The organism is Flavobacterium ponti, from assembly GCF_042652765.1.
Classification (GTDB): domain Bacteria; phylum Bacteroidota; class Bacteroidia; order Flavobacteriales; family Flavobacteriaceae; genus Flavobacterium; species Flavobacterium ponti.
This window is the reverse complement of sequence record NZ_JBHSGW010000027.1, coordinates 118,288-142,474: the sequence shown is the minus strand read 5'-3', so window position 1 is coordinate 142,474 and position 24,187 is coordinate 118,288. Positions and strand designations below refer to the sequence as shown.

19 protein-coding genes are annotated in these 24,187 nt (G+C 30.3%); 15 read left to right on the top strand and 4 right to left on the bottom strand.

All coding sequences use genetic code 11. The annotated features are described in order from the left end of the window. Positions 1-215: 215 nt before the first annotated feature. The 11 genes from ACFO3U_RS12485 (at position 216) to ACFO3U_RS12435 (ending at position 17,792) form a co-directional block, all read left to right on the top strand. Positions 216-3,329 carry a glycoside hydrolase family 2 TIM barrel-domain containing protein gene (locus tag ACFO3U_RS12485; protein WP_379742934.1) on the top strand — a complete coding sequence of 1,038 codons (3,114 nt, stop codon included), beginning with the start codon at positions 216-218 and terminating at the stop codon, positions 3,327-3,329. Positions 3,330-3,347: 18 nt separating this feature from the next. Further along, positions 3,348-5,297, top strand: coding sequence for a glycosyl hydrolase family 16 (locus ACFO3U_RS12480; RefSeq protein ID WP_379742931.1), 1,950 nt, complete (start codon positions 3,348-3,350; stop codon positions 5,295-5,297). A 35-nt stretch (positions 5,298-5,332) separates the two neighbouring features. Then, positions 5,333-6,139, top strand: a complete 807-nt coding sequence (locus tag ACFO3U_RS12475; RefSeq protein ID WP_379742928.1) for a glycoside hydrolase family 16 protein — start codon at positions 5,333-5,335, stop codon at positions 6,137-6,139. Positions 6,140-6,267: 128 nt separating this feature from the next. Beyond that, on the top strand, positions 6,268-9,738 hold the full coding sequence (locus ACFO3U_RS12470) for a hypothetical protein (protein ID WP_379742925.1): 3,471 nt from the start codon (positions 6,268-6,270) through the stop codon (positions 9,736-9,738). Positions 9,739-9,742: 4 nt separating this feature from the next. Further along, complete coding sequence (locus ACFO3U_RS12465) at positions 9,743-11,029, top strand: glycosyl hydrolase family 17 protein (RefSeq protein ID WP_379742922.1); 1,287 nt, start codon at positions 9,743-9,745, stop codon at positions 11,027-11,029. Positions 11,030-11,033: 4 nt separating this feature from the next. Then, complete coding sequence (locus ACFO3U_RS12460) at positions 11,034-12,521, top strand: glycoside hydrolase family 30 protein (RefSeq protein ID WP_379742919.1); 1,488 nt, start codon at positions 11,034-11,036, stop codon at positions 12,519-12,521. Between the two features lie 20 nt (positions 12,522-12,541). After that, positions 12,542-14,074, top strand: coding sequence for an MFS transporter (locus ACFO3U_RS12455; protein WP_379742915.1), 1,533 nt, complete (start codon positions 12,542-12,544; stop codon positions 14,072-14,074). Further along, positions 14,064-14,984, top strand: a complete 921-nt coding sequence (locus ACFO3U_RS12450; RefSeq protein WP_379742912.1) for a glycoside hydrolase family 17 protein — start codon at positions 14,064-14,066, stop codon at positions 14,982-14,984. The genes ACFO3U_RS12455 and ACFO3U_RS12450 overlap by 11 nt, the downstream gene beginning before the upstream one ends. Positions 14,985-14,994: 10 nt before the next feature. Next, positions 14,995-16,686 (top strand): family 16 glycosylhydrolase, encoded by a 1,692-nt coding sequence (locus ACFO3U_RS12445; protein ID WP_379742909.1) that lies wholly within the window; start codon positions 14,995-14,997, stop codon positions 16,684-16,686. A 238-nt stretch (positions 16,687-16,924) separates the two neighbouring features. Continuing rightward, on the top strand, positions 16,925-17,509 hold the full coding sequence (locus tag ACFO3U_RS12440; RefSeq protein WP_379742906.1) for an RNA polymerase sigma factor: 585 nt from the start codon (positions 16,925-16,927) through the stop codon (positions 17,507-17,509). Between the two features lie 139 nt (positions 17,510-17,648). Beyond that, positions 17,649-17,792 (top strand): hypothetical protein, encoded by a 144-nt coding sequence (locus tag ACFO3U_RS12435; protein WP_379742903.1) that lies wholly within the window; start codon positions 17,649-17,651, stop codon positions 17,790-17,792. Positions 17,793-17,847: 55 nt separating this feature from the next. On the opposite strand, the gene ACFO3U_RS12430 is transcribed toward ACFO3U_RS12435, so the two are convergent. Beyond that, entirely contained in the window at positions 17,848-18,504 is a 657-nt protein-coding gene (locus ACFO3U_RS12430) for an endonuclease III domain-containing protein (RefSeq protein ID WP_379742900.1), read from the bottom strand. Positions 18,505-18,569: 65 nt separating this feature from the next. Here ACFO3U_RS12430 and bcp point away from each other — a divergent pair, with 65 nt between their 5' ends. Next, on the top strand, positions 18,570-19,022 hold the full coding sequence (bcp, locus tag ACFO3U_RS12425) for a thioredoxin-dependent thiol peroxidase (RefSeq protein WP_379742897.1): 453 nt from the start codon (positions 18,570-18,572) through the stop codon (positions 19,020-19,022). Positions 19,023-19,164: 142 nt separating this feature from the next. Here the strand turns inward: bcp and ACFO3U_RS12420 are convergent, their stop codons facing one another. Beyond that, entirely contained in the window at positions 19,165-20,025 is an 861-nt protein-coding gene (locus tag ACFO3U_RS12420) for a GIY-YIG nuclease family protein (protein ID WP_379742893.1), read from the bottom strand. 170 nt (positions 20,026-20,195) lie between these two features. Then, entirely contained in the window at positions 20,196-21,650 is a 1,455-nt protein-coding gene (locus ACFO3U_RS12415) for a TonB-dependent receptor (protein WP_379743521.1), read from the bottom strand. 80 nt (positions 21,651-21,730) lie between these two features. Here ACFO3U_RS12415 and ACFO3U_RS12410 point away from each other — a divergent pair, with 80 nt between their 5' ends. From ACFO3U_RS12410 to ACFO3U_RS12400, 3 genes are read left to right on the top strand one after another with little or no spacing between them, the layout of a single operon-like run. Continuing rightward, positions 21,731-22,498 (top strand): MBL fold metallo-hydrolase, encoded by a 768-nt coding sequence (locus ACFO3U_RS12410; RefSeq protein WP_379742889.1) that lies wholly within the window; start codon positions 21,731-21,733, stop codon positions 22,496-22,498. Between the two features lie 11 nt (positions 22,499-22,509). Beyond that, positions 22,510-22,998 carry a hydrolase gene (locus ACFO3U_RS12405; protein ID WP_379742886.1) on the top strand — a complete coding sequence of 163 codons (489 nt, stop codon included), beginning with the start codon at positions 22,510-22,512 and terminating at the stop codon, positions 22,996-22,998. Between the two features lie 54 nt (positions 22,999-23,052). After that, positions 23,053-23,544 (top strand): hypothetical protein, encoded by a 492-nt coding sequence (locus ACFO3U_RS12400; protein WP_379742883.1) that lies wholly within the window; start codon positions 23,053-23,055, stop codon positions 23,542-23,544. On the opposite strand, the gene ACFO3U_RS12395 is transcribed toward ACFO3U_RS12400, so the two are convergent. Further along, a complete protein-coding gene (locus ACFO3U_RS12395; protein ID WP_379742880.1) occupies positions 23,545-24,186 on the bottom strand; it encodes an alpha/beta hydrolase in 642 nt (213 codons plus the stop codon). Between the last annotated feature and the right edge of the window lies 1 nt (position 24,187).

Here is a 24,187-nt window from a genome sequence, read left to right as displayed (position 1 = left end):
AAAAAAACATATAAATAATTATAATGTATGTTTTTTGTTGTATCTAATTTTAATTTTTTTACAATTATTAGATTAATTTTAAAATTCAATATTTAGCTAATAAAAAAATATAACAGATTAATAAATGTTTATAAATAGCAAGTATCATCATCGCAAAGTAATCTTCCTTAACTCAAACAAATAATTATATTAAAATCTAAACAAAAGTATATCAAATGAGAAAAATTATTTTTTTATTAATCATTGGATGTTTTTCATCTACCATTTATGCACAAGCTGATAAGGTTATTGTTGAAAGCAATTCTAATGGGATGAAATTAGTTGTCAATGGCAATGATTTTCTAATCAATGGAATGAACTGGGATTATGTTCCTATTGGAACTAATTATTCTTACAGCTTATGGAATCAATCCGACGAAGTTATTAAAGCTGCATTAGATGATGAAATGAGCCTCTTGAAAAACATGGGTGTAAATACAATTCGTCAATATACAGGAATTCAACCCAAATGGATTACTTATATCTATCAAAAATATGGTATTTACACCATGTTAAATCATTCTTTTGGTAGATATGGCTTAACAATCAATGGTGTTTGGACTCCTAATACAAATTATTCTAATCCAGCAACAAGAGAATTACTTTTAAAAGAAGCTAAAGAAATGGTTGACGAGTATAAAAATACTCCAGGATTATTATTATTTCTTCTTGGTAATGAAAATAACTATGGACTGTTTTGGGATGGAGCAGAAACAGAAGATATTCCACTTGAAGATAGAAAATCTACTATCAGAGCTAAGGACATGTATGCACTTTTTAATGAAGCAGTTGTTGAAATGAAAAAAATAGATAAAAGTCACCCAATGGCAATTTGTAATGGTGATTTACTTTTTTTAGATATTATTGCTGAGGAGTGTAAAGATATCGACATATTAGGTACAAATATGTATAGAGGTGTTTCATTCGGAAATGCTTTTGATGAAGTAAAAAACAAATTAAATAAACCAATCTTATTTACAGAATTTGGGGCTGATGCTTTTAATGCAATTGATAATGCTGAAGATCAAAAATCACAAGCTTATTATATGGTAAATAATTGGAAAGAAATATATGAAAATGCAGCAGGTTTAGGAAAAGCTAATAATTCATTAGGAGGTTTTACTTTCCAATTTAGTGATGGTTGGTGGAAATATGGACAAACTTCTAATTTAGATGTTCATGATAACAATGCATCATGGTCAAACGGTGGTTACCAATCAGATTATAAAGTTGGTGAAAACAACATGAATGAAGAATGGTTTGGAATATGTGCTAAAGGCCCAACAAACACAAGAGGTCTTTATACTTTGTATCCAAGAGCTGCTTATTATGCTCTAAAAGAAGTACACAATGTAAATCCTTACGAAAAAGGAACATCTTTAGAAAGTATCGATAGATATTTTAGTAACATCCAATTAATGGATGCTGTTTTAAGAGCAAGAGGAGATAAAGCTGCTCTTGGTGGAAATGACTCAGATATATTAAAAATCAGTAATTTAAGAGCTGAATTCACAACTTTTAGTACAGGTGGAAGTTTAATTACAACTCCAGAAACTGCAGATCCAGATAATATAACTTATCCTAATAAATTAGGTTTTGATCATATGCAATCCTATTATGTTGGTGTAGAAGGAAATCCAGCACCAAATATGAAAGCTAATGTGAATGTTAATATTTTAGGTCATGTAGCTGAAAATCCTATAAATGAAATATTTTATGAGAATAGAGGTAGACCAATTACAGTTAATACAGATAATGGAAATGTAACCCTTAATGATGTAAATAGAGTTCAAATCTATAACGCTTCATACAAATGGAATGCTAAAGATTTTGAAATTAGAGGTTTTTATAGAACTGGTCATTACCATTGGGGATATGAAGGAGATTTCTTTGGTTTATATCCAGAAGCTAATTATGGACCTAATTTAGATATTTACAACGGTGAAACTTTGGGCTTTGAGGTTGATGGAAAAAGAAGTTTAAAAGGATTAAAAGCAGCTTTTGGACCACAACTTTGGTGGGGAGCAAATCCAGCATATTTATTAAAATACAATAGAAAAATAGGAATTTTTGATGCAGCAGCTGTTTATCATGAGGATATTTCAAAAGCTTCGGCAGCATTGACTTCGATTGCAATTCCTTTGCCAAAAACAAGAAGAGCAACTGTTTATTTTAAAACAAAGGTTTCAGACTTTGGATTTGAATTTGGAGGAATTTGGGGTGGTCAACCTTTAAACGGAAGAGATTTTCAAGTAGTAGACAGCGGTGTTGTAAAAGTTGATAAAATCAATTCTAAAGATAATTGGGGTGGAAAAGCAAAAATCACTTTTTCAAGCGGAGCATTTAATGTATATACACAAGGTGCTATAATGGGACTTGTTGCCAATGGTGGAGCAGATAACACACAAACATTCACAGGATGGAGACTGAAAGATAGTGGAAGTGGAAATCAAACCAACTTTTTAGCAGGTTTTACCTATGGTATCGGAAATTTTCAAATTGCTCCAAACTTCTTATGGCAAAAACCAATTGTTGAAGCCATGCCAAATGATGTTGAAGCACCAGGAAGGTTAAGAAATATTCAAGATGACCCGTTTGTTGTAAGAGCAAATAGAGAAACTGTTGGTGGAGAATTACTGTTTACATATGATCCAACACCAGGAACTTGGTTTTATGAATGGGACAATGATAGAGCGGAAGATGCAAAATTTGCTTTTAGTAATGATTTTGTTTTCCGTCATTTGCCAACAACTCAAGATGCCGCTATTGGTTTCTTAAGTAATCGTAGTTCTTTTGCTTTTGCTAATTCTGCACCTGCTCATGATCTTTGGGAAAATAATACCCGTGTAGTTTCAAAAATAAGTCCAGAACTAGGATTAATAGCTAACTTTTATTTTGGTAACGCACAAGCAAATGGTAGCGATACTAGATTGATTGAAAGATTTGGTGGTGATATTAGAGTAGTTTATAAAAAAGTTAAAGTAGTTTCTTCATTAAAAATTAATGATTGGGGACCTTTTGATTACCATAGAGATTTTAACTTAACTTACCCAGTTCAATCTTCCTTAGACATTTCAACTTCAGTTGGAAAACCAGATTGGTTTATTTTACCAGACACAAAAATAGGTATCATGGGAATTTGGCGTTCTTTAGACCAATATTCACCAAGATATTCACCTAATGTTACATCTTCGGATTTTGCGACATCTCCAACAATTAGTCCAGTTGGATTTGGAAATGGTTCTGAATGGGAAATAAGAACTTATGTTCATATTAATATTGGAAAATAATTTTAAAAAATTGAAAAAATGAAAAATAAGAGAATAAATTATTTAAAAAACACTTTTCTTTTAGGATTAGTTGTATTGACTGGTGCTAATTGTGAAAGAGATTTATCTGATGATGCAGTTGACGCAACATTTTCCAAAACTGGTGAAGTTTTTACAGATTTACCTGTTGGAATGGGAAGCAATTTTTACTTTCCATATGGAGGTTCAAAACCAACAGCATGGTCGGTAGATAATGAAGTAAGTTATAAAGGTTCAGCATCTATGAGGTTTGATGTTCCTAATGCAGATGATCCAGAAGGAAATTATGCTGGAGCCATTTTCAGAATTGATGGAGCTGGAAGAGATTTATCAGGTTATGATGCACTTACTTTTTGGGCAAAATCATCTCAAGGTGTAAGTATTGATGAAATAGGGTTTGGTGAAGATTTTATAGAAAACAAATACATAGCAACAATTACCAATGTGAGTATTGGTACTAATTGGACTAAATATGTAATTCCAATACCAGATGCTTCTAAATTAGTACAAGAACGAGGAATGTTAAGATATGCTGCCGGAACGCAAGGAACAGGAGGACTAGGATATACATTTTGGATTGATGAACTTAGATTTGAAAAATTAGGAACAATTGCACATCCAATGCCTAAAATTCTTGATGGAGTTGATGTGAATGAAACAACTTTTATTGGTTCAACTAGCACTATTAATGGTCTCACTGAAACATTTAATTTAGGGAATGGCTCTAATCAAACAGTTATAGTTGCTCCAAGTTATTATACATTTATATCTTCAAATCCTGGAGTTGCTTCAGTAAATGAATTAGGTTTAGTAAATATTGTGGGTTCAAGTCCTTTAGATTCAAACATGAATCCAATTCCAACTACAATAACCGCAACCTTAGGAGGTATATTAGCAGAGGGCTCTTTAACTTATGTTTCATTAGGTAATTTTACATCTGCTCCAGTGCCAACAAGAGATCCAGCAAATGTGTTGTCTATTTTTAGTAACGCTTATACTAATGTTCCTGTAGAATATTACAATGGATACTGGGGTGGTTCTACAACTTTAGGTCAAGATGATATTCATATTAATGGAGATGATATTATTAAGTATTCACAATTAAATTATGTTGGGATTCAATTTGCACAACCAACTTTGAATGCTACACAGATGACTCACTTTCATATTGATCTTCAGGTTCAAAATGCAAATGGTTTAGGAAATACAATTAATATAAAATTAGCTGATTTTGGTGCAAATGGGGTTTTTGGAGGTGGAGATGATTCAGAATTCGAGTTGCCTATTACAAATGCAAATTTACCAAGTGGAGATTGGGTAAGTTTAGATATACCATTTTCTAGTTTTACCGGATTAACCAGTAGAGCACATTTGGCGCAAGTAGTTTTGGTATCCGCTTCTGGAATTACGGATATTTTAGTAGATAATATTTACTTTTATAAAGTTCCTACTACACCAACAATTGCTGCACCAACACCAACACTTCCGGCTGCAAATGTAATTTCACTCTTTAGTGATCAATATACAAATGTACCAGTTGATACTTGGAAAACATCTTGGTCTTCAGCAACATTTGCTGATGTTACTATTGCTGGTAATGCAACAAAAGAATACTCAAATTTAGATTTTGTAGGTATTGAAACTGTAAATAATCAAATAAATGCTAGTGCTATGACACATGTTCATATAGACGTTTGGTCAGCCAATTTTACTTCTTTTTCTTTGAAACTTGTTGACTTTGGTGCCAACGGAGCATTTGGTGGTGGAGATGATAGTGAGTATCAGCTTAATTTTCCTGCTCCAACACAAGGACAATGGATTAGTTATGATTTGCCATTGAGCAGTTTCACAGGTTTACTTGCTAAACAGCATTTGGCTCAGTACATATTAGTAGCTCAGCCTACGGGTTCTGCTAAAGTGTATATAGATAATTTCTATTTTCATAACTAATTGTATATAAGCTTTTAATCTTTAAAAAATCAAAAATGAATAATTTAATAATCAAAAATATATTTTTAGGTGCAAGTATTTTATTACTAGCTAGTTGTTCTTCCGATGAGAAGCAAACAGTTACAACTATGAATAATTTAGTGATGGAAGATAATTTCGATACTGATGGTGTTTTAAATGATAACTTGTGGAGTTATGAAATTGGAACAGGTAATAATGGTTGGGGAAATAATGAATTACAATATTATACTGATAGACCCGAAAATATTGTTGTTGAAAACGGAATGCTAAAAATTACAGCTGTTCAAGAATCTTATATGGGTTCTGGTTTTACTTCAGCAAGAATTTTAACCAAAGGTAAATTTGAAAAACAATATGGCCGAATTGAAGCTAGGATAAAACTTCCTTGGGGAAAAGGTCTTTGGCCTGCATTTTGGATGATTGGTGCAAATTCTGATACCGTTTCATGGCCACAATGTGGTGAAATTGATATTATGGAATATCTAGGTAATAATCCTACTACAGTTTTAGGAACAGTTCATGGTCCAGGTTATGCTGGTGGGCAAGCTATATCAAAAAGTTACTCCTTATTAAACGATAGATTTGATACTGGTTTTCACATTTTTGGTATAGAATGGGGTAAAGATTACATCAATTACTATGTGGATGATGTTTTATACAATCAAATTACACCAAAAGATGTTACAGGTGAATGGGTTTTCAATCAACCATTTTACATTATAATGAATATGGCTGTAGGTGGAAATTTACCAGGTTCTCCTAATCAAGACACTGTTTTTCCTCAAGAAATGTTAGTGGATTATGTGAGAGTATATCAATAAAAAACTTTAATAAACGCAAATTTAATTAGTATTTAAAAATGTATAAATCAGGATTTATAAATAAACCTGATAAAGGATATTTTTTGTCCATAATTAAATGATAATAATATAGAATTCTTTAAGAAAATATGAGTAATAATAAATCCATAAGTATTGAAAATGAAATAGATAATAAAAATGTATCTATGGATATTGTTATAGTAAATGATGAAAAATATTATAAAATAGCCAATAACGATGCAATGCGCCCGTTTTTTATGAGCATTGTTAGTGATTCAAATCATTGGATGTTTATATCAAGCAATGGTGGTTTAACAGCTGGAAGAAAAAATGCTGAGTTTGCTCTTTTCCCATATTACACAGATGATAAAATAACAGAATCATTTGATATCACTGGAAGCAAATCTATTTTTCAAATTCATTGGAATAATAACATTCATATTTGGGAACCTTTTTCGGAACGATTTTCAGATAATATCTATTCAATTTCCAGAAATTTATACAAGAACCTTTATGGTAATAAAGTAATATTTGAAGAAATAAATCATGATTTAGAAATTACTTATAGATATCAATGGAATTCAAGTAGTAAATATGGTTTTGTTAGAAAGTCTGAATTGATAAATAATTCTGATAATGATTATGAAATAAATCTTTTAGACGGAATTCAAAATATTATGCCTTATGGTGTAAGTAGTGATTTACAAAATGCAGCTAGCAATTTGGTTGATGCTTATAAAAGAAGTCAATTAGCTGAGAATAGCGGTTTAGGAATTTATGCTCTAAGTGCTATTATAGTTGATAAAGCTGAACCTAGCGAAGCTCTAAAATCAAATATAGTTTGGTCATTAGGTTTAGAAAACCCAAATTATTTAGTTTCATCCTTACAACTTTCCAAATTTAGAAAAAAACAAAAAGTTACTCCAGAAAATGACATCAAAGGTGAAAAAGGAGCTTATTTTATAAATACTGAAATCAGTTTAAAGGCAAATTCGAAAGAAGATTGGATGCTTATTGCAAACGTAAATCAAGATCATTCTGATGTTGCTCAAATTATCAAGACTATTCAAACTGAAAATAATATAGCAAGTTTAATTAATGAAGATATTGATTTAGGTACTCAAAAATTAATTGCCTTAAATGCTTCATCGGATGCTTTGCAAATGACTAACGATGATCTAAGAGATACAAGACATTTTGCCAATACATTATTCAACATAATGAGAGGTGGAATTTTCGATTTTAATTATCAAATTGAAAAACAAGATTTCATTTCATATGTACAAAAAGCAAATAGTTTAGTTTTTCAAAAGCTAGAAAATAACTTAAATCATTTACCAGAATTATTTTCTTTAGAAACTTTAAAAGAATTCGCTTCTAAACAAAATGATTCAGATTTTGAACGATTAAGTTTAGAATATTTACCATTAAAATTTAGTAGAAGACACGGTGATCCAAGTCGTCCATGGAATAAATTTTCTATTAATACGCAAAGTGAAATTGACGGTTCTAAAATTTTAGATTACGAAGGAAACTGGAGAGATATTTTCCAAAATTGGGAAGCTCTAGCTCATTCTTTTCCTGAATTTATTGAAAACATGATTCATAAATTCTTGAACGCAACCACTTTTGATGGATATAATCCATATAGAGTAACTAAAGACGGTTTTGATTGGGAAACCATTGAAGAAGATAATCCTTGGTCATATATTGGTTATTGGGGTGATCATCAAATTATTTATTTGTTGAAGTTTTTAGAAATTATTCAAAAGCATCAACCTAAAAAATTAGAAGAATATTTTAACAACGATATTTTTGTGTATGCCAATGTGCCTTACGTAATTAAATCATATGAAGATATTCTTAAAAACCCAAAAGACACGATTGAATTTAATCACAATTTAGACTTAAAAATTCGTGAAGAAAGAAATACAATTGGTGCTGATGGAGCTTTGCTAAAAGATGCTAACGATGAAATTTATAAAGTCAATTTTATTGAAAAAATGTTGGCTACTGTCTTGGCAAAAATGTCCAACTTTATTCCTGAAGGAGGAATTTGGTTAAACACTCAAAGACCAGAATGGAATGATGCTAATAATGCTTTGGTTGGAAATGGAGTTTCAATGGTTACGCTTTATTATTTAAGAAGATTCTTGAATTATTTCCAAAATTTAGTTGAAAATTCAGAGGTTGAACAAATAAAAATATCTAATGAAATGGTAGAATTTTATCATGCTGTTAGAGAAAATTTAATTAAACATGAATCGTTATTGGAAAAAAAATTCAATGATTCTGATAGAAAAATGATTTTAGATGCTCTTGGAAAAGCTGCTTCTGAATATCGAAATCAAGTATATCAAAATGGATTTTGGGGAAATAAAAGAACACATTCTATGGATGGTTTAAAACGATTTATCAAAGTAAGTTTAAAATTTATCGACCATTCTATCGAAGCGAACAAAAGAACAGATAATCTGTATCACGCTTATAACTTAATGACTGTTGAAAACGAAAAAGAAGTTTCCATTTCTTATTTAAGTGAAATGCTTGAAGGTCAAGTAGCAGTTTTAAGTTCAGGCTATTTGTCGTCTAAAGAAGCTTTGAGTGTTTTAGATGCTTTAAAAAACAGTAAATTATTTAGAAAAGACCAATACAGTTACATTCTTTATCCAAACAAAGAATTACCAAAATTCATTGAAAAAAATACAATTTCAGAAGAAGCTGTTTCAAAATCTGAATTATTCAAAGAATTAGTAGCCAATAACAACACACAGATTATTGAAAAAGATTGTTTTGGAAAATACCATTTCAATGGAAATTTTAAAAATGCAGCTGATTTAGAAAAAGCATTAGAAGCACTTTCTAAAACTTCTTATTCAGATAAACTTCAAAAAGATAAAAAACTGGTTTTACAAGCTTTTGAAGAAGTTTTTAATCACAAATCATTTACGGGTCGTTCCGGAACTTTCTATGGTTACGAAGGTTTAGGTTCAGTCTATTGGCACATGGTTTCAAAACTGCAATTAGCAGTTCAAGAATGTTGTCTAAAAGCTGTTGAAGAAAATGAATCACCAGAAGTCATTGGAAGATTATTAGAACATTATTATGAAATTAATGAAGGAATTGGTGTGCATAAATCTCCAGCATTATACGGAGCTTTTCCAACCGATCCATATTCACATACTCCAGCCGGAAAAGGTGCTCAACAACCTGGAATGACAGGTCAAGTAAAAGAAGATATTTTAAGTCGTTTTGGAGAGTTAGGTGTTTTTGTTAAAAATGGAAAACTATGCTTCAATCCATGTTTATTGCGTAAAGATGAATTTCTTTCAAAAGCTAAAACATTTAAGTATGTAGATATGAATTTCAATCAAAAAAGTATTGAGTTGCAACCTAATTCGCTTTGTTTTACTTATTGTCAGATTCCAGTAATTTATCAAGTTTCTAATCAAAAAAGTATTCAAATTATATACAACGACAATGCAACTAAAAAGTTTGAATCCTTGACTTTAGATGTAAATACAAGCAAACAAGTTTTTGAAAGAACCAATGAAATCAATCAAATAATTGTACACGTTTTAGCAAACGAATTAAAATAAAACAATGAATCGTAAGACTTTAGTACATAGTAAAACAGCATTCAAGTCTATTGCTATAATTGCATTAGTCTTGATTATGTTTTCATGTAAAAAAGAAACGAAAATAAACAATACCCCAAAAAGTAAACAAGTGACTGCAAAAGATATACTAGGAAATCCAAATTATCAAGCCATATGTTATGGTGGTTATCGAAAAACTTCAAGAGATATTCAACCCACGATAGCACAATTAAAAGAAGATTTATTGATTTTGTCTGTTATGAATATTAAAGTGATTCGAACTTATAATGTTCATTTAGCTCATGCGTCTAATGTTTTAATTGCGATTTCTGAATTAAAAAAAGAAAATCCAGATTTCGAAATGTATGTAATGTTAGGTGCTTGGATTGATTGCAAAAACGCTTGGACAGATTTAGAACCCAATCATGAGGAAGAAAGTGAAAGAAATGCAAAGGAAATTGATGAGGCAGTTCGATTAGCTAACAAATATCCAGAAATTGTAAAAATCATAGCTGTTGGAAATGAAGCTATGGTCAAATGGGCAACAAGTTATTTTGTGCAACCTAATGTGATTTTAAAATGGGTTAATCATTTACAAAAATTAAAAAAAGACAACAAATTAGATAAAGATTTATGGGTTACATGTTCTGATGATTTTGCCTCCTGGGGTGGAGCAGAAGACAACTATAAAACAAAAGATTTAGAAGCACTTATTCAAGCAGTTGATTATGTTTCCATGCATACATATCCTTATCATAATTCACATTATAATCCAAATTTCTGGAAAATTCCTGCTGATGAAAGTAAACTTTCTGATATAGAAAAAGTAAATGTAGCTATGAATCGTTCTTTAGAATTTGCCAAGATGCAATATAATACGGTTAAAAACTATGTAAAAAGTATCAATCCAAGTAAGCCTATTCATATTGGAGAAACAGGTTGGGCTTCAAGTTCAGATGGTTTTTATGGCAATGATGGTTCCAAAGCATCAGATGAATACAAACAAGCACTTTATTATAATGCAATGAGAGAATGGACAAACAAAGAAGGAATTTCATGTTTCTTTTTTGAAGCTTTTGACGAACCATGGAAAGATAGCGGAAACCCTTTGGGCTCTGAAAATCATTTCGGACTTATTACAGTAGATGGAAAAGCAAAATATGCCTTATGGGATTTGGTTGATAATAAAGTATTCGAAAATTTGAAGAGAAACGGAACTTCAATCACAAAAACATACAATGGAAATAAAGAAGAATTAATGAATAATGTTTTAGTACCACCAAATCATTAATATCATGAAATATTTAAAATACACATTTTTCACCTTTTTAATAATGACAATGATAAATTGTGATAAAAAAAATGATGCATTGGAAATTGAAGTTTATGAAACATCAGCTTCTGGAAATGCTATGACTAAAATTACAGAATTTGGAAAATCTGATAGTTTAATTACCATTGATTTAAATCCTGAAGAAAAATTCCAAACTATTACTGGTTTTGGAGGTTCTTTTACGGAAGCTTCGGCCTCATTACTCAATCGATTGAGCAAAGAAAACCGTAAAAAAATATTAGATGCTTACTTTAGTGAAGATGGTTCAAATTATTCATTAACTAGAACTCATATAGCATCATGTGATTTTTCATTAAGCAATTACACTTATGCTAAAGTCGAAAATGACATGACTTTGGAAAACTTTACCATTGAAGATGATAAAGACGATTTAATTCCAATGATAAAAGAAGCAAAAGCAATTTCAAAAGACGGATTTAAAATCATTTCTTCTCCTTGGTCGTGTCCACCTTGGATGAAAGACAATAAAAATTATGTGGGTGGAAAATTATTACCAGAATACAATGATGTTTTTGCTTTATACTTTTCAAAATATTTAGAGGCATATAAAAATGAAGGAATTGATATTTGGGGTGTCACTGTTATAAACGAACCTCACGGAAACGGAAATAATTGGGAAAGCACTCATTTTTCTCCAAAAGAAATGACCGATTTTGTTCAGAATCATTTAGGACCAAAATTAGAAAAAGACGGTTGGGGAAAAACCAAGATTTTAGGTTATGATCAAAACAGAGCTGGAATAAAAGAATGGGCTGACGAAATGTATAGAGATGAAAAAACGTCTAAATATTTTGCAGGAATGGCTATTCATTGGTATGAAAGCACCTATGAGGTTTTTCCAGAAGATTTGCAATACGCTCACAAAAAAGCTCCAAACAAATACTTAATTGAAACTGAAGGTTGCATCGATTCAGAAATTCCACATTGGCAAGAAGATGCTTGGTATTGGCAAAAAGAAGCTACCGATTGGGGTTGGGATTGGGCAAGTGAAAAAGAAAAATATTTACACCCAAAATATGCTCCTGTGAATCGATATGCTAATGATATCATAGGATGTTTAAACAATCATGTTGATGGTTGGATAGATTGGAATATGGTTTTAGATAGACAAGGTGGACCAAATTGGTTTAAAAACTGGTGTGTTGCTCCAGTTATTGTTGACCCAGAAAAAGATGAGGTTTATTTCACACCATTATATTACACGATGGCTCATTTTAGCAAGTTTATGCGTCCAGGTGCAGTTAAAATTGGATGTATCATAGATTCTAAAAATGTAGTTTCAACAGCAGTTCAAAATCCTGATGGAAGTATTGCAGTAGCAATTTTTAATCCAACAGAGACTAAATATTCAATTGAATTAAAATTAAACAACAAGAAAAGAATCATTGCAATTCCTGCAAAAGCATTGCAAACGGTTGTGATTAAATAATGATTTAAACCATCCAAAATATGACACAAAACAAACCCTACATACAAGAAAAAGTGCCGTTACTTCAAAAAGCTGCTTTTGGATCTGGACATTTAGTTAATAACTTATTACCAGGTGCATTGGGTGTTTTTTCATTTTTCTTGATTACAGCTTTTGGAATTGAACCAGCAATTGCAGGTTTATTGGCTGCTATTCCAAGATTTTTTGATGCTTTATCGGATCCAATAATGGGTTTTATTACAGATAATACATCCTCAAAGTGGGGAAGAAGAAGACCTTATATTTTTGTTGGGGCTATTTTATCAGCTATTTTATTTGTTGTGCAATGGCAAATGTATGAAGTGAATGGATCAACTTATAATTTTTGGTATTTCTTGTTGTTTTCTATTTTATTCATTTTTGCCAATACTATTTTTTCTACACCACTAATTGGAATGGGTTACGAAATGACCTCAGATACTAAAGAACGAACTAGATTAATGGGAATCGCAAATATGGTTGGTCAAATTTCTTGGATGATTGTTCCTCTTTTTTGGGTACTTATAGCCAATAAGGACTTATTTGAATCGCAAGCAGACGGTGTTCGAACATTATCAATTTTTGTTGGATTTACATGTTTAATTTTTGGTTTATTACCTGCAATATTCTGCAGAGAAATTGATGTTTCTGATGATGATAGTAAGGCAAAAATAACATTTAAAAGTCTTGCAAGTAATTTGGCTATTTTATGGCAAAATATTAAAAATATGACTAAGAATAATCCATTTATGCGATTATGTGGTGCTACTTTTTTAGTTTTTAATGGATTTCAAATGGTAGCTTCATTCAGTTATTTTATCATTGTTTTTTATATGTACAAAGGTAGTTATGAAATGGCTGGAACTGTTCCTGCAATTTTCTCAATTTTAGGAGCTTTCTTAACTGCTGTATTGATAATTCCAATAGTATCTTGGCTTGCAAATAAATTTGGAAAAAGAAATGCTTTTATCATATCAACTTTTATATCTATAATTGGTTATATATTAAAATGGTGGGGTTTTGTTGTAGTAGATGAGAATACTGCAGTTCTTTTTAATGATGTAGTACTTCAAGTTGATGTTGTTAAATTTTCAATTGAAATGCCAATCATGTTATTATTACCAATACCATTTATGGCATTTGGATTAGGAGGATTATTTACCCTAATGATGAGTATGACAGCTGATGTTTGTGATTTAGATGAATTAAGAAATGGACTACCAAGACGAGAAGGAACTTTTGGTGCAGTTTATTGGTGGATGGTAAAAATTGGGCAATCCATTGCATTAGCTTTGGGTGGTTTAGTTTTATCTATTGTGGGTTTTGATGCAGGAAAGTCTGTACAAACTTTAGAAACAATGAATGATTTAAGAATTGCTGATATTATAATTCCTTCCATAACAGCAGGTTTAGCAGTTTGGATTATGTGGAATTATAACTTAAACGAAGATAGAGTAAGCAGAATAAAAAAAGAATTACAAGAAAGAAGATTAACTAAAAAGAATAAATTAAAATCTGAACAAAATGTCATTTAGAAAAGATTATATAGATTATTTTGATAATGTTGACTATGCTAATCCAGATTATGGAGTTGGTTTAGATTTTACAGGAAAATCAGAACAAGAAATTCAAAAGCTTTTTAATGAAGTTCTTGAAAATGGAATGCACGGAATTTGTTTTAGTTTATATGAAGACGGACAAAAACCTGGAGATATTATCTCAGAAGAACAAGTTCGACGTAGAATGAAAATTATTGCTCCTTATACCAAATGGGTTCGTTCTTTTTCTTGTAATGAAGGAAATGAGTTTATTCCAATTATTGCAAGAGAATATGGCATCAAAACACTTGTAGGTGCTTGGTTAGGAGATGATCCAGAAGTAAACAAAAAAGAAATTGAAGGATTAATAAAATTAGCGAATGAAGGTTATGTAGATATTGCTGCTGTTGGAAACGAAGTAATGTATCGAAAAGATTTATCTGAAGATGAATTACTAGATTTTATGGCCAAAGTTAAAAAAGAAATTCCTTCTAATATTCCTGTTGGATACGTTGATGCTTATTATGAGTTCACGATTAAACCAAGAATTACAGAAGCTTGTGATGTCATTCTAACCAATTGTTATCCTTATTGGGAAGGAAGCACTATAGATTATTCTTTGGCACACATGAAAAGCATGTATCATCAAGCTAAAGGTGTTGCCAACGGAAAAAAAGTAATTATTACTGAAACAGGTTGGCCTAGTCAAGGAGAAAGTTTCAGAGATTCTCATCCATCAACTGAAAACGCAATTAAATACTTTATCAATTCGCAATTATGGTCCAAAGATGAAAATATTGATATTTTTTATTTTTCTTCTTTTGATGAGTCATGGAAAGTAGGAGCAGAAGGTGAAGTTGGAGCTTATTGGGGAATTTGGGATAAAAATGAAAAATTAAAGTTTTAAAAAAAATAAAATGAAGAATAAATTACAATTAGTACTTTTATTATTAATTTATAGTACGTTTAGCTTTTCACAAGTTGACGTAATTTATACTGATTTAGTTTGGTCAGATGAATTTGATACCAATGGTGCTATAAATGCCACTAATTGGTTTCACCAAACCCAATTGCCTTCTGGTGGAAGTTGGTTTAATGGAGAAGTACAACATTACACCAATCAATTGACCAATTCATTTGTTGATGGTGGTTTTCTAAATATTGTTGCCAAAAAAGAACCTTATACTGATCAAGGAGTTACAAAACAATATACTTCAGCCCGATTAAATTCTAAATTTGCTTTCTTATATGGTAGAGTAGATGTCAGAGCAAAATTACCAATAAATCAGGGAACTTGGCCAGCGATTTGGATGTTGGCAAAAAATGTAAATGAAGATGGAGCTTACTTTGATGCAACTTATGGAACTGTGGATTGGCCAGCTTGTGGAGAAATCGATATTATGGAGCATGGTATAACTCCATCACAACCTATAAATTATATCCAAAGTGCTTTGCACACACCTTCATCTTTTGGTAACACAATGAATATTGGTGGAACAATTGCAAATAATTTAGGAACTGATTTTCATATTTATTCTATGAATTGGTCACCTTATCAAATATCATTTCTTTTAGACGGAGTTGTTTTCTATACTTATAATCCAGCTCTTAAGACAGCAAGTAATTGGCCATTCACTTCTGAACAATATCTTTTGTTAAACATTGCAATGGGCGGAATTGCAGGAAATATTCCATCAAATTATACGGAAAGTTCTATGGAAATTGATTACGTTAGAGTGTATCAAAATACGCTAGTTGATACTGAAGCTCCTACAAATTTTACGGCTTCAATTGGAACAGTTACAAGCTCTACAATAGAATTACTTCTAAATGCAAATGATAATTCAGGAAATGTTGCTTATAATGTTACTTACAGTGGAGGAGCCATTTCTTTTGCTAATCCTTCAGGAATTCAAAAATCTGTTGTAATTCCAAACTTATCATCAAATACAAATTATAGTTTTTCAATAACTGCAAGTGATTTGGCTGGAAATAATTATGTTTCAAATCCAATTATTCTAAACGCAACGACATTAGGGTCAACAGCTTGTTCAGGAACTGATTCCGCAGCACAGCAAGGTTCGTTTTCAATTGGATATAACTATACTTTTGAAACTTTAGGAACAGATGTTAAAATTACTTTCGAAATGTTAGATACCGACAAAGTGGGTGTTTTAGCCTACTTATGGAAACAAAATCCGTTTTCTGAAACTCAAATGACTAATGTTTCGGGCAATATTTTTACCAAAACGATTACAGGTCAAACTATTGGTTCAACAATCAATTATGCAGCTAAATTTGCGTATGCAGGTGGATTATCAGTTACAAATTATTTTTCATATGTGGTTGGAGACAATTGTACATTGGAAGCTGAAAATTTTGCTAAGGCAGAAGAGTTTTATTTTTTAAATCCTGTGAATGATTTTATATACTTTAATTCAAATCGCAATATTGATGGAATTGAAATATATAATTTAACAGGCAATATTGTTATGAAAACAAAATTAGAATCAAATCAAGTTGATGTGAATAACTTATCTAAAGGTGTTTATTTATTATCCATTTATTCTGAAAATAAAAGAATAATCAAAAAAATGATTTTAAATTAATCACAAAATATTTTTTTTAATAATAGTTTAATGTTTATCGGAATTATCGGTATAAAAACTATTTTTAAGCAGTAAAATATCCATTTTTAGCATTTTTTTCAATAAAAGTTTAAAATAAATTTGGATTTTAAGAATTAATTATGTTATATTTGGCTCATAAACCACTAATAATCAATTAGCCTATAGCAAATAAAAATACTTTTTAAAAATTATTTAACCCCAATTAAAAGGTATTATTATGGCTAATAATCAACTTCCTGACGCAATTTTAGTGCAGCAGTATATAGCTGGAGATGAACTAGCACTTTCTCAATTAGTAGAAAGGCATCAATCAAGAATTTACGGATTTATTTATTCAAAATTAAATGATCGCGATCTTTGCGATGATATTTTTCAAGATACATTTATTAAAGTTATCAGAACTTTAAAAACAAAAACTTACAACGAAGAAGGTAAATTTCTTCCTTGGGTAATTCGTATTGCACATAATCTTATCGTTGACCATTATCGTAAAAACAAAAAAATGCCAATGACAAGAGAAACAGAGGAGTACTCTATTTTTGAATTTCTAAAAGATACTTCTTCAACAATCGAAGGTCAAATGATTACAGAACAAGTAGAAGAAGCTTTGAAACGTTTAATTGAAGAATTACCAAATGATCAAAAAGAAGTTTTGGTAATGAGAATGTATGAAGATTTAAGCTTTAAAGAAATTTCAGAACAAACAGGTGTTAGTATCAATACTGCACTTGGTAGAATGCGTTATGCATTAATGAATTTAAGAAAGTTAATTGATAAAAATCAAATTGTTTTAACGAATTAATATTTGTTTAGTTATATATTATGCTAATTGAACCATTTTGATATTCTCAAAATGGTTCTTTTTTTTTACGAAATAAATAATTTTAACATTTATACAATATTTAATTCTCAATTTCGTTATAGTATAAACAATCATATATATGGCAAAAATTTACTCTAAAGAAAAATTAGCTTCTTCAAAAATGTTACCAAAAAAAGAAACTATTCAACTGATTTTAAGTTATTCTGCAGCATTAAATGTTGTTAAAGTAGGTAATAAAAAAATTGAAATTATAGCTAATTAAGAAAAAATCCTGATAGAAAATATCAGGATTTTTTTGTTTTAAACTAGTTTAGAACTTATTTTGATTTCTTGTAATATTCATTCAAAACGGATTTTCTACCGATTGTTTTGGTGATAATATCTTTTTCTAAATCCCAGCCTCTAGCTTGAGAATATTCTCTTCCATACCAAATAATTTGTAAATGTAAATCATTCCACAATTCTCTTGGAAAAATAGCTTTTGCATCTTTCTCTGTTTGTACAACATTTTTTCCATTAGTTAAATTCCAACGGTACATTAATCGATGAATATGAGTATCTACTGGAAATGCAGGAACACCAAAAGCTTGACTCATAACAACACTTGCTGTTTTATGACCAACTGCTGGTAATGACTCTAAAGCTTCAAAACTTTGAGGAACTTCACCATTATATTTGTCAATCAAAATGTGAGATAAACCGTGAATTCCCTTTGATTTCATTGGAGATAAACCACAAGGTCGAATAATTTCTTTGATTTCATCAACACTCATTTTTATCATGTCATAAGGGTTATCAGCCTTAGCAAAAAGAATAGGAGTTATTTGGTTCACCCTTACATCGGTACACTGTGCTGACAACAAAACAGCAACTAATAATGTATAAGGATCTTTATGATCTAATGGAATTGGAATTTCGGGATATAATTCATTTAACGTATTTATAACAAATGTTGCTCGCTCTTTCTTGGTCATTTTTGTACTTTTATAGTTGTAAAATTAAACAAATTCAGGAACAAGTTCAATATAAACTATAAATTATGACAACTTTAAAAGCAGGAGATAAAGCACCCAATTTTTCAGGATTAGACCAAAACGGAAACCCACATACTTTAGCAGATTACAAAGGAAAAAAATTAGTAGTTTTCTTTTATCCAAAAGCAAGTACTCCAGGTTGTACAGCAGAAGCTTGTGATTTAAGAGATAATTTTAAAAAATTTGAAGCTCAAAATTATGCATTACTAGGAGTTAGTGCTGATAGTGCAAAAGCGCAAACTAAATTCATAGAAAAATATGATTTACCTTTTCCATTATTAGCCGATGAAGATAAGAGTGTTATAAATGCCTTTGGAGTTTGGGGTCCAAAAAAGTTCATGGGAAAAGAATATGATGGCATTCACAGAACCACTTTCATCATTAATGAAAACGGAATCATTGAAGAAGTTATTGAGAAAGTTAAAACTAAGGAACATGCTGCTCAGATTTTAGGGTAGTTTATTAACGTTTTGTTTTGAGTATGACTCGTTGCAGAAAATTGGTAATGATTTTGCGATACAGAACTAAGAAAGCTAATTACGATGAATTCCGATTAGTAATTCAGCAGCAATGAGCATTACACGTTGTTCTGCGCAGTTTTTATTTCATTATTTCTTTAATTTCAGCTATTTCTCTCTCTGTTAGCTCAAACCATTCTCCTCTCAATCTTTTATTTTCATACGATTTATGCAATGAACTCTCAAAAGCCGAAGCAATTTTTCGGTTAGAAAATCCCTTCGAGGTTATTAGTTCAATTGTAGGTTTTTCGCTTTGTAAAGTTTTTTCTCGATATTCTGGATTATTTGAAATTCCGATTTTATAATATCCATTCGATAAGTCATTCATTAAATATAAGTGACAAACCTCTGTTAAACTCACTTCGTTTATAAAATCAAGTTTTGATACTGGTTTATAATTTTCAATTCCGTTCACTATTTTATTGAAATCAACGAATAGCTTTTTTAAAGCTATTTGCAAGTTTTCTTTATTCTCGTAATTGTGTCGATTTCCGAAGCTCCTCATTCCCTCAATTTTTCTATTTCCAGAACACAATATTCTCCAGTCTTTTATTAGGTTATGAGATAAACTTTCCAAGTCCTCTTTGTATAATAAAATTCTGTTTTCGTAAACTTGTTTGTAGGTGTCGTTTAAACTGTTGTATAAATGAAAAGATTTTTTTTCTATTTCAAATTCCAGAACCTCGTTATTTTCAAATAGGACATAAAATTTGTCCCCAATATCAAGCATATAATCTTTGCTCGGATGTCTTAAAATCAGATAATCTTTTCCTTCTAAATGGTTTACTGTTAGAAAAAGTCTATTAATGTCTGGTTTAGTTGAAACCATATTGATAGTCCCATTCAGAACTTTTTCATAAAATTCATTTCCAGCCAAAGATTCCCATTCAAGATTGAATTTTTTGGTAAAAGGGTCAGATTTTGAAATTGGAATGTTTGTCATTCTTAGTTTGGTTAAAATTTCCACTAATTATTTTATATTCGAAATAACTTACACTTTTAATTCCATATTAGATGGACCGTCGCTATTGCTAAATATTTTATTCAAATATATAAAAAAAGTTCTCAACTTAGTGGTTGAGAACTTTATTCTTTTTTTATAAATATGTTTTGTTAGTCTCTTGTTTCACAATGATTTAAAAATCCAAAAAGGTTATCTTTTTTAATCAATTCAGGAACACCTTCTGGAACGTTTTCTTCCCATCCAGGTTCATTGGCACAAATTTGTTTTAAAACTTCTCTCGAGAATATTTTTAGATTTTTCTTATCATAAGTTTCTATATCAACTACTTTTCCATTGTAAGCAAAGAATTTGTATAACTCTTTCATACGTGGATGAACTTTTAAGTTTTGTGAGTTGATAATTTCTCCATCTTCACCTTCCATTGGGTATAAATAGACTTTCAAATCTCTATAGAATAATTTTCCAAAAGCTTCTAATATTCCACCACTCAAATGACGGTAATATTTTTCATCAAAAATATCTACAAGATTATTTACACCCATTGCTAATCCCATACGAGCTTTAGTGAAACTTGAGAAGTATTCAACCACTTTATAGTATTCTTGGAAATTAGAAATCATTACAGTTTGTCCTAATGAACAAAGCAATTCAGCTCTATCCATAAAGTCACGTTCGTCAATTTCTCCTTCAGATCGTAAGTTAGACAAGGTAATTTCAAAAATCACATAGGTATTGTCTTTGTCAACTTTATTTTCTTGTATAAACATTTCATAAGAACGTTTATACATATTCATATTTACTTTAGTAACTGGTCTAAAACTTCCTCTTAAGGCAAGAATGTTCTTTTTGTATAAAACAGCTGCTGGCAAAATGTTCTTTCCTTCTGGGTTAAACATTACGGCATCAGTCATCCCATTTTTAACCAATTGTAAACTCATCAAACGGTTATCTACATTTTCAAAACGAGGTCCAGAAAAGTTAACAGAATCAATTTCTAATTGGTCTTTATCTAGATGGTCATATAAATAACGTAATAACTTTTTAGGGTCATCATACTTATAAAAAGCTCCGTAAATTAAATTTACACCTAAAGCTCCAAGAGTCTCTTGTTGTAAACGAGCATCTGTTTCTTTGAAACGAATGTGCAAAATAATTTCGTTATACTCTTCGTTTGGTTCTACTTGATAATTAATTCCAACCCAACCGTGACCTTTAAATTTTTTGGCAAAATCAATAGTTGCTACAGTATTGGCATAACTAAAAAACAATTTGTTTGGATGTGTTTCACGCTTTAAACGTTGCTCTATAAGTTCCGTTTCGTGTTTAAGCATTTTACGAAGACGACTTTCTGTAACATATCGACCATCTATTTCTTCACCATAGATTGCATCACTAAAATCTTTATCATAAGCAGACATTGCTTTTGCAATTGTTCCTGAAGAACCACCAGCTCTAAAAAAGTGACGAACAGTTTCTTGTCCTGCACCAATCTCAGCAAAGGTTCCATAAATGTTTTCATTCAGATTTATACGCAATGCCTTATCTTTTAATGAAGGAATTTGCTCAATTTCTTTATCTCCTCTTAATTTAATTTCAGTCACAATTGTTTTTTTATAGTGATTTGTTTTACAAAGGTAATTATTTAATCATTTTTTTTTGATTATTTTTACATAAAAATAACAAATTGAAGGTCTATTTTCTAGGAACAGGTACATCTCAAGGAATACCAGTAATTGGTAGCAATCATTCTGTTTGTTTGAGTACAGATTTAAAGGATAAAAGGTTACGTGTTTCTGTTTGGATACAAGATAAAGATTTTTCAGTTGTAATTGATTGTGGTCCAGATTTTAGGCAACAGATGTTGACTTCAAAATGCACTCAACTTGATGCTATTTTATTTACGCATGAGCATGCAGACCATACTTCAGGTTTGGATGATATTCGTCCTTTTTTCTTTCGACAAGGAAATATTCCTGTTTTTGCACATCAACGTGTTCTTAAAAATTTAGAAAAACGTTTTGATTATATTTTTTTGGATGAAAATAAATATCCAGGAGCACCTTCAGTTTTAAAAAATGAAGTGGTTGTTAATCAAAACTTTCAAATCAAAGAGAAAACTATTATTCCTATAAATGCCATGCATGGAAGCTTGCAAGTTTTTGGATATAGAATTGATGATTTTGCCTATTTGACAGATGTTAAAACGATTGAAGAATCTGAAATTGAAAAAATAAAAGGTGTCAAAGTTTTAGTTATTAATGCTTTACGCGAAGAAGAGCACAACACACATTTTAGTTTAAAAGAAGCTTTAGATTTTATACATTTGGTGCAACCAAAAACAGCCTATTTGACTCACATTAGTCACTTGTTAGGATTTCATGAAGAAGTACAACAAAAACTTCCAGAAAACGTTTATTTAGCTTACGATAATTTAGAAATTAAAATACAATAAATTCAACTCTTATGAAAAACACAATTTTATACTTATTCATTTTTTCTTTATTGATTAATATCTTTCAATATGTTAATTCTAATAAGATTTTAGATGCAAAAGAAAAACAAATTGTTGATTCTAAAAGATATTTAAAAACCTCTCGTGATTCAATTAAATCATTAGTTTTAGAAAATTCATTTGACTTAAAAAACAATGATAATGCACAAGAATATTTTTATAACAAAAACATTGATTATACTAAAGTAATTGAAAGAGTTAATAATGATATCAATGCATTGAATGCAACTAAAGGTGGAAATCCTTTAATTCCTTATGACATGATTGACGATAAACCTTTTTTAGTTACTAGAATTAAATTGGTAAATCACCGTTGGGTAATTGCTGAATATTCTAACGGTAAAATTTGGGGTGAAGTTCTTTTAAAATATTTTATTATGGATGACAAACCTACAGAATTTGAAACTATCGATACAGTTTTATTTGAGGCTACTTTATAAAAAATCAATTGACCTATTATTTTTTTTACTAAATTTAGCATTCAATTTTTAATCATGAAGAAGTTACTTTCCTTATTTCTGTTGTTTTTAGCATTGACTTCTTGCGATTATGTATTGAAGAAAAAAGAGAATAATGCAACAGTTAAAATAGATTCTGTACCAGAATTAGGAATACCTATTGAAAAGGACAAAAACGGTTGTGTTAAAGAAGCAGGTTATAAATGGTCTGTTATAAAAGACGATTGTATACGTGTTGTTGATGAAGGTTTTAGATTAAATCCTATAAATGATTTATCTAATCTTGAACCTTCAAAAAGTGCTTATGTGCTTTTAAGTGAAGAAAAATTACATGCAGAAGTTTTTTTACAAGAATTACCAAAATCAATCTTTTTTTCTAGAAATACCATTGATGATGATTTCATTGAAGATAACTACAAACTTTCGGTAAAATCAGGTTACACTTTAGCAATTAATGATTCAATTATTTTTAGAGCAGCTGAAACAGCAATAAAACCTGTTGTAGGTTCTGATGTTCAAGAACAATAATTAATTTTTCAATAACCAATCTTTAAAATCATAAAAGTTTTGTGGTGAAACTCCATGTCCAATAGGATATTCTTTATAAACTACATCAATGCCTAAATTTTCTAATACTGGTTTGGTTTTTCTTGCCCAATCAACCGGAATTACTTGATCAACTGTTCCGTGAGAAACATAGAATTTCACTTTAGTAATATTATTTTTTAAATAGTCTTCAGTAGCAATTTCAGTATTCAAATAACCACTCAAAGCTACAACACGATTTACTTTTTCAGGATAAGATAAAGCCACAGCACTACTCAAAATAGCACCTTGACTAAACCCAATTAAAGTAACTTGTTCGGCATCAATAGCATATTTTGAAACACACTCATCTATAAAATCAACAATCAAATCTCTTGAACTTCTAGCTTGATCTAAATCGGAAAACTTATTTTCATCAGCATCAAAATTAATGGCATACCAAGCATAAGCTCCATACATCATATCATAAGGTGCACGAGCAGAAATTACGTAATACTCTTCAGGTAATTCAGTAGCAAAAGAAAATAAATCTTCTTCGTTACTTCCATAACCATGTAGTAAAATGATAGCTGGATTTTTATCTAATTTAACTTTCGGTTCTCTAACTAAATGATGTAATGACATA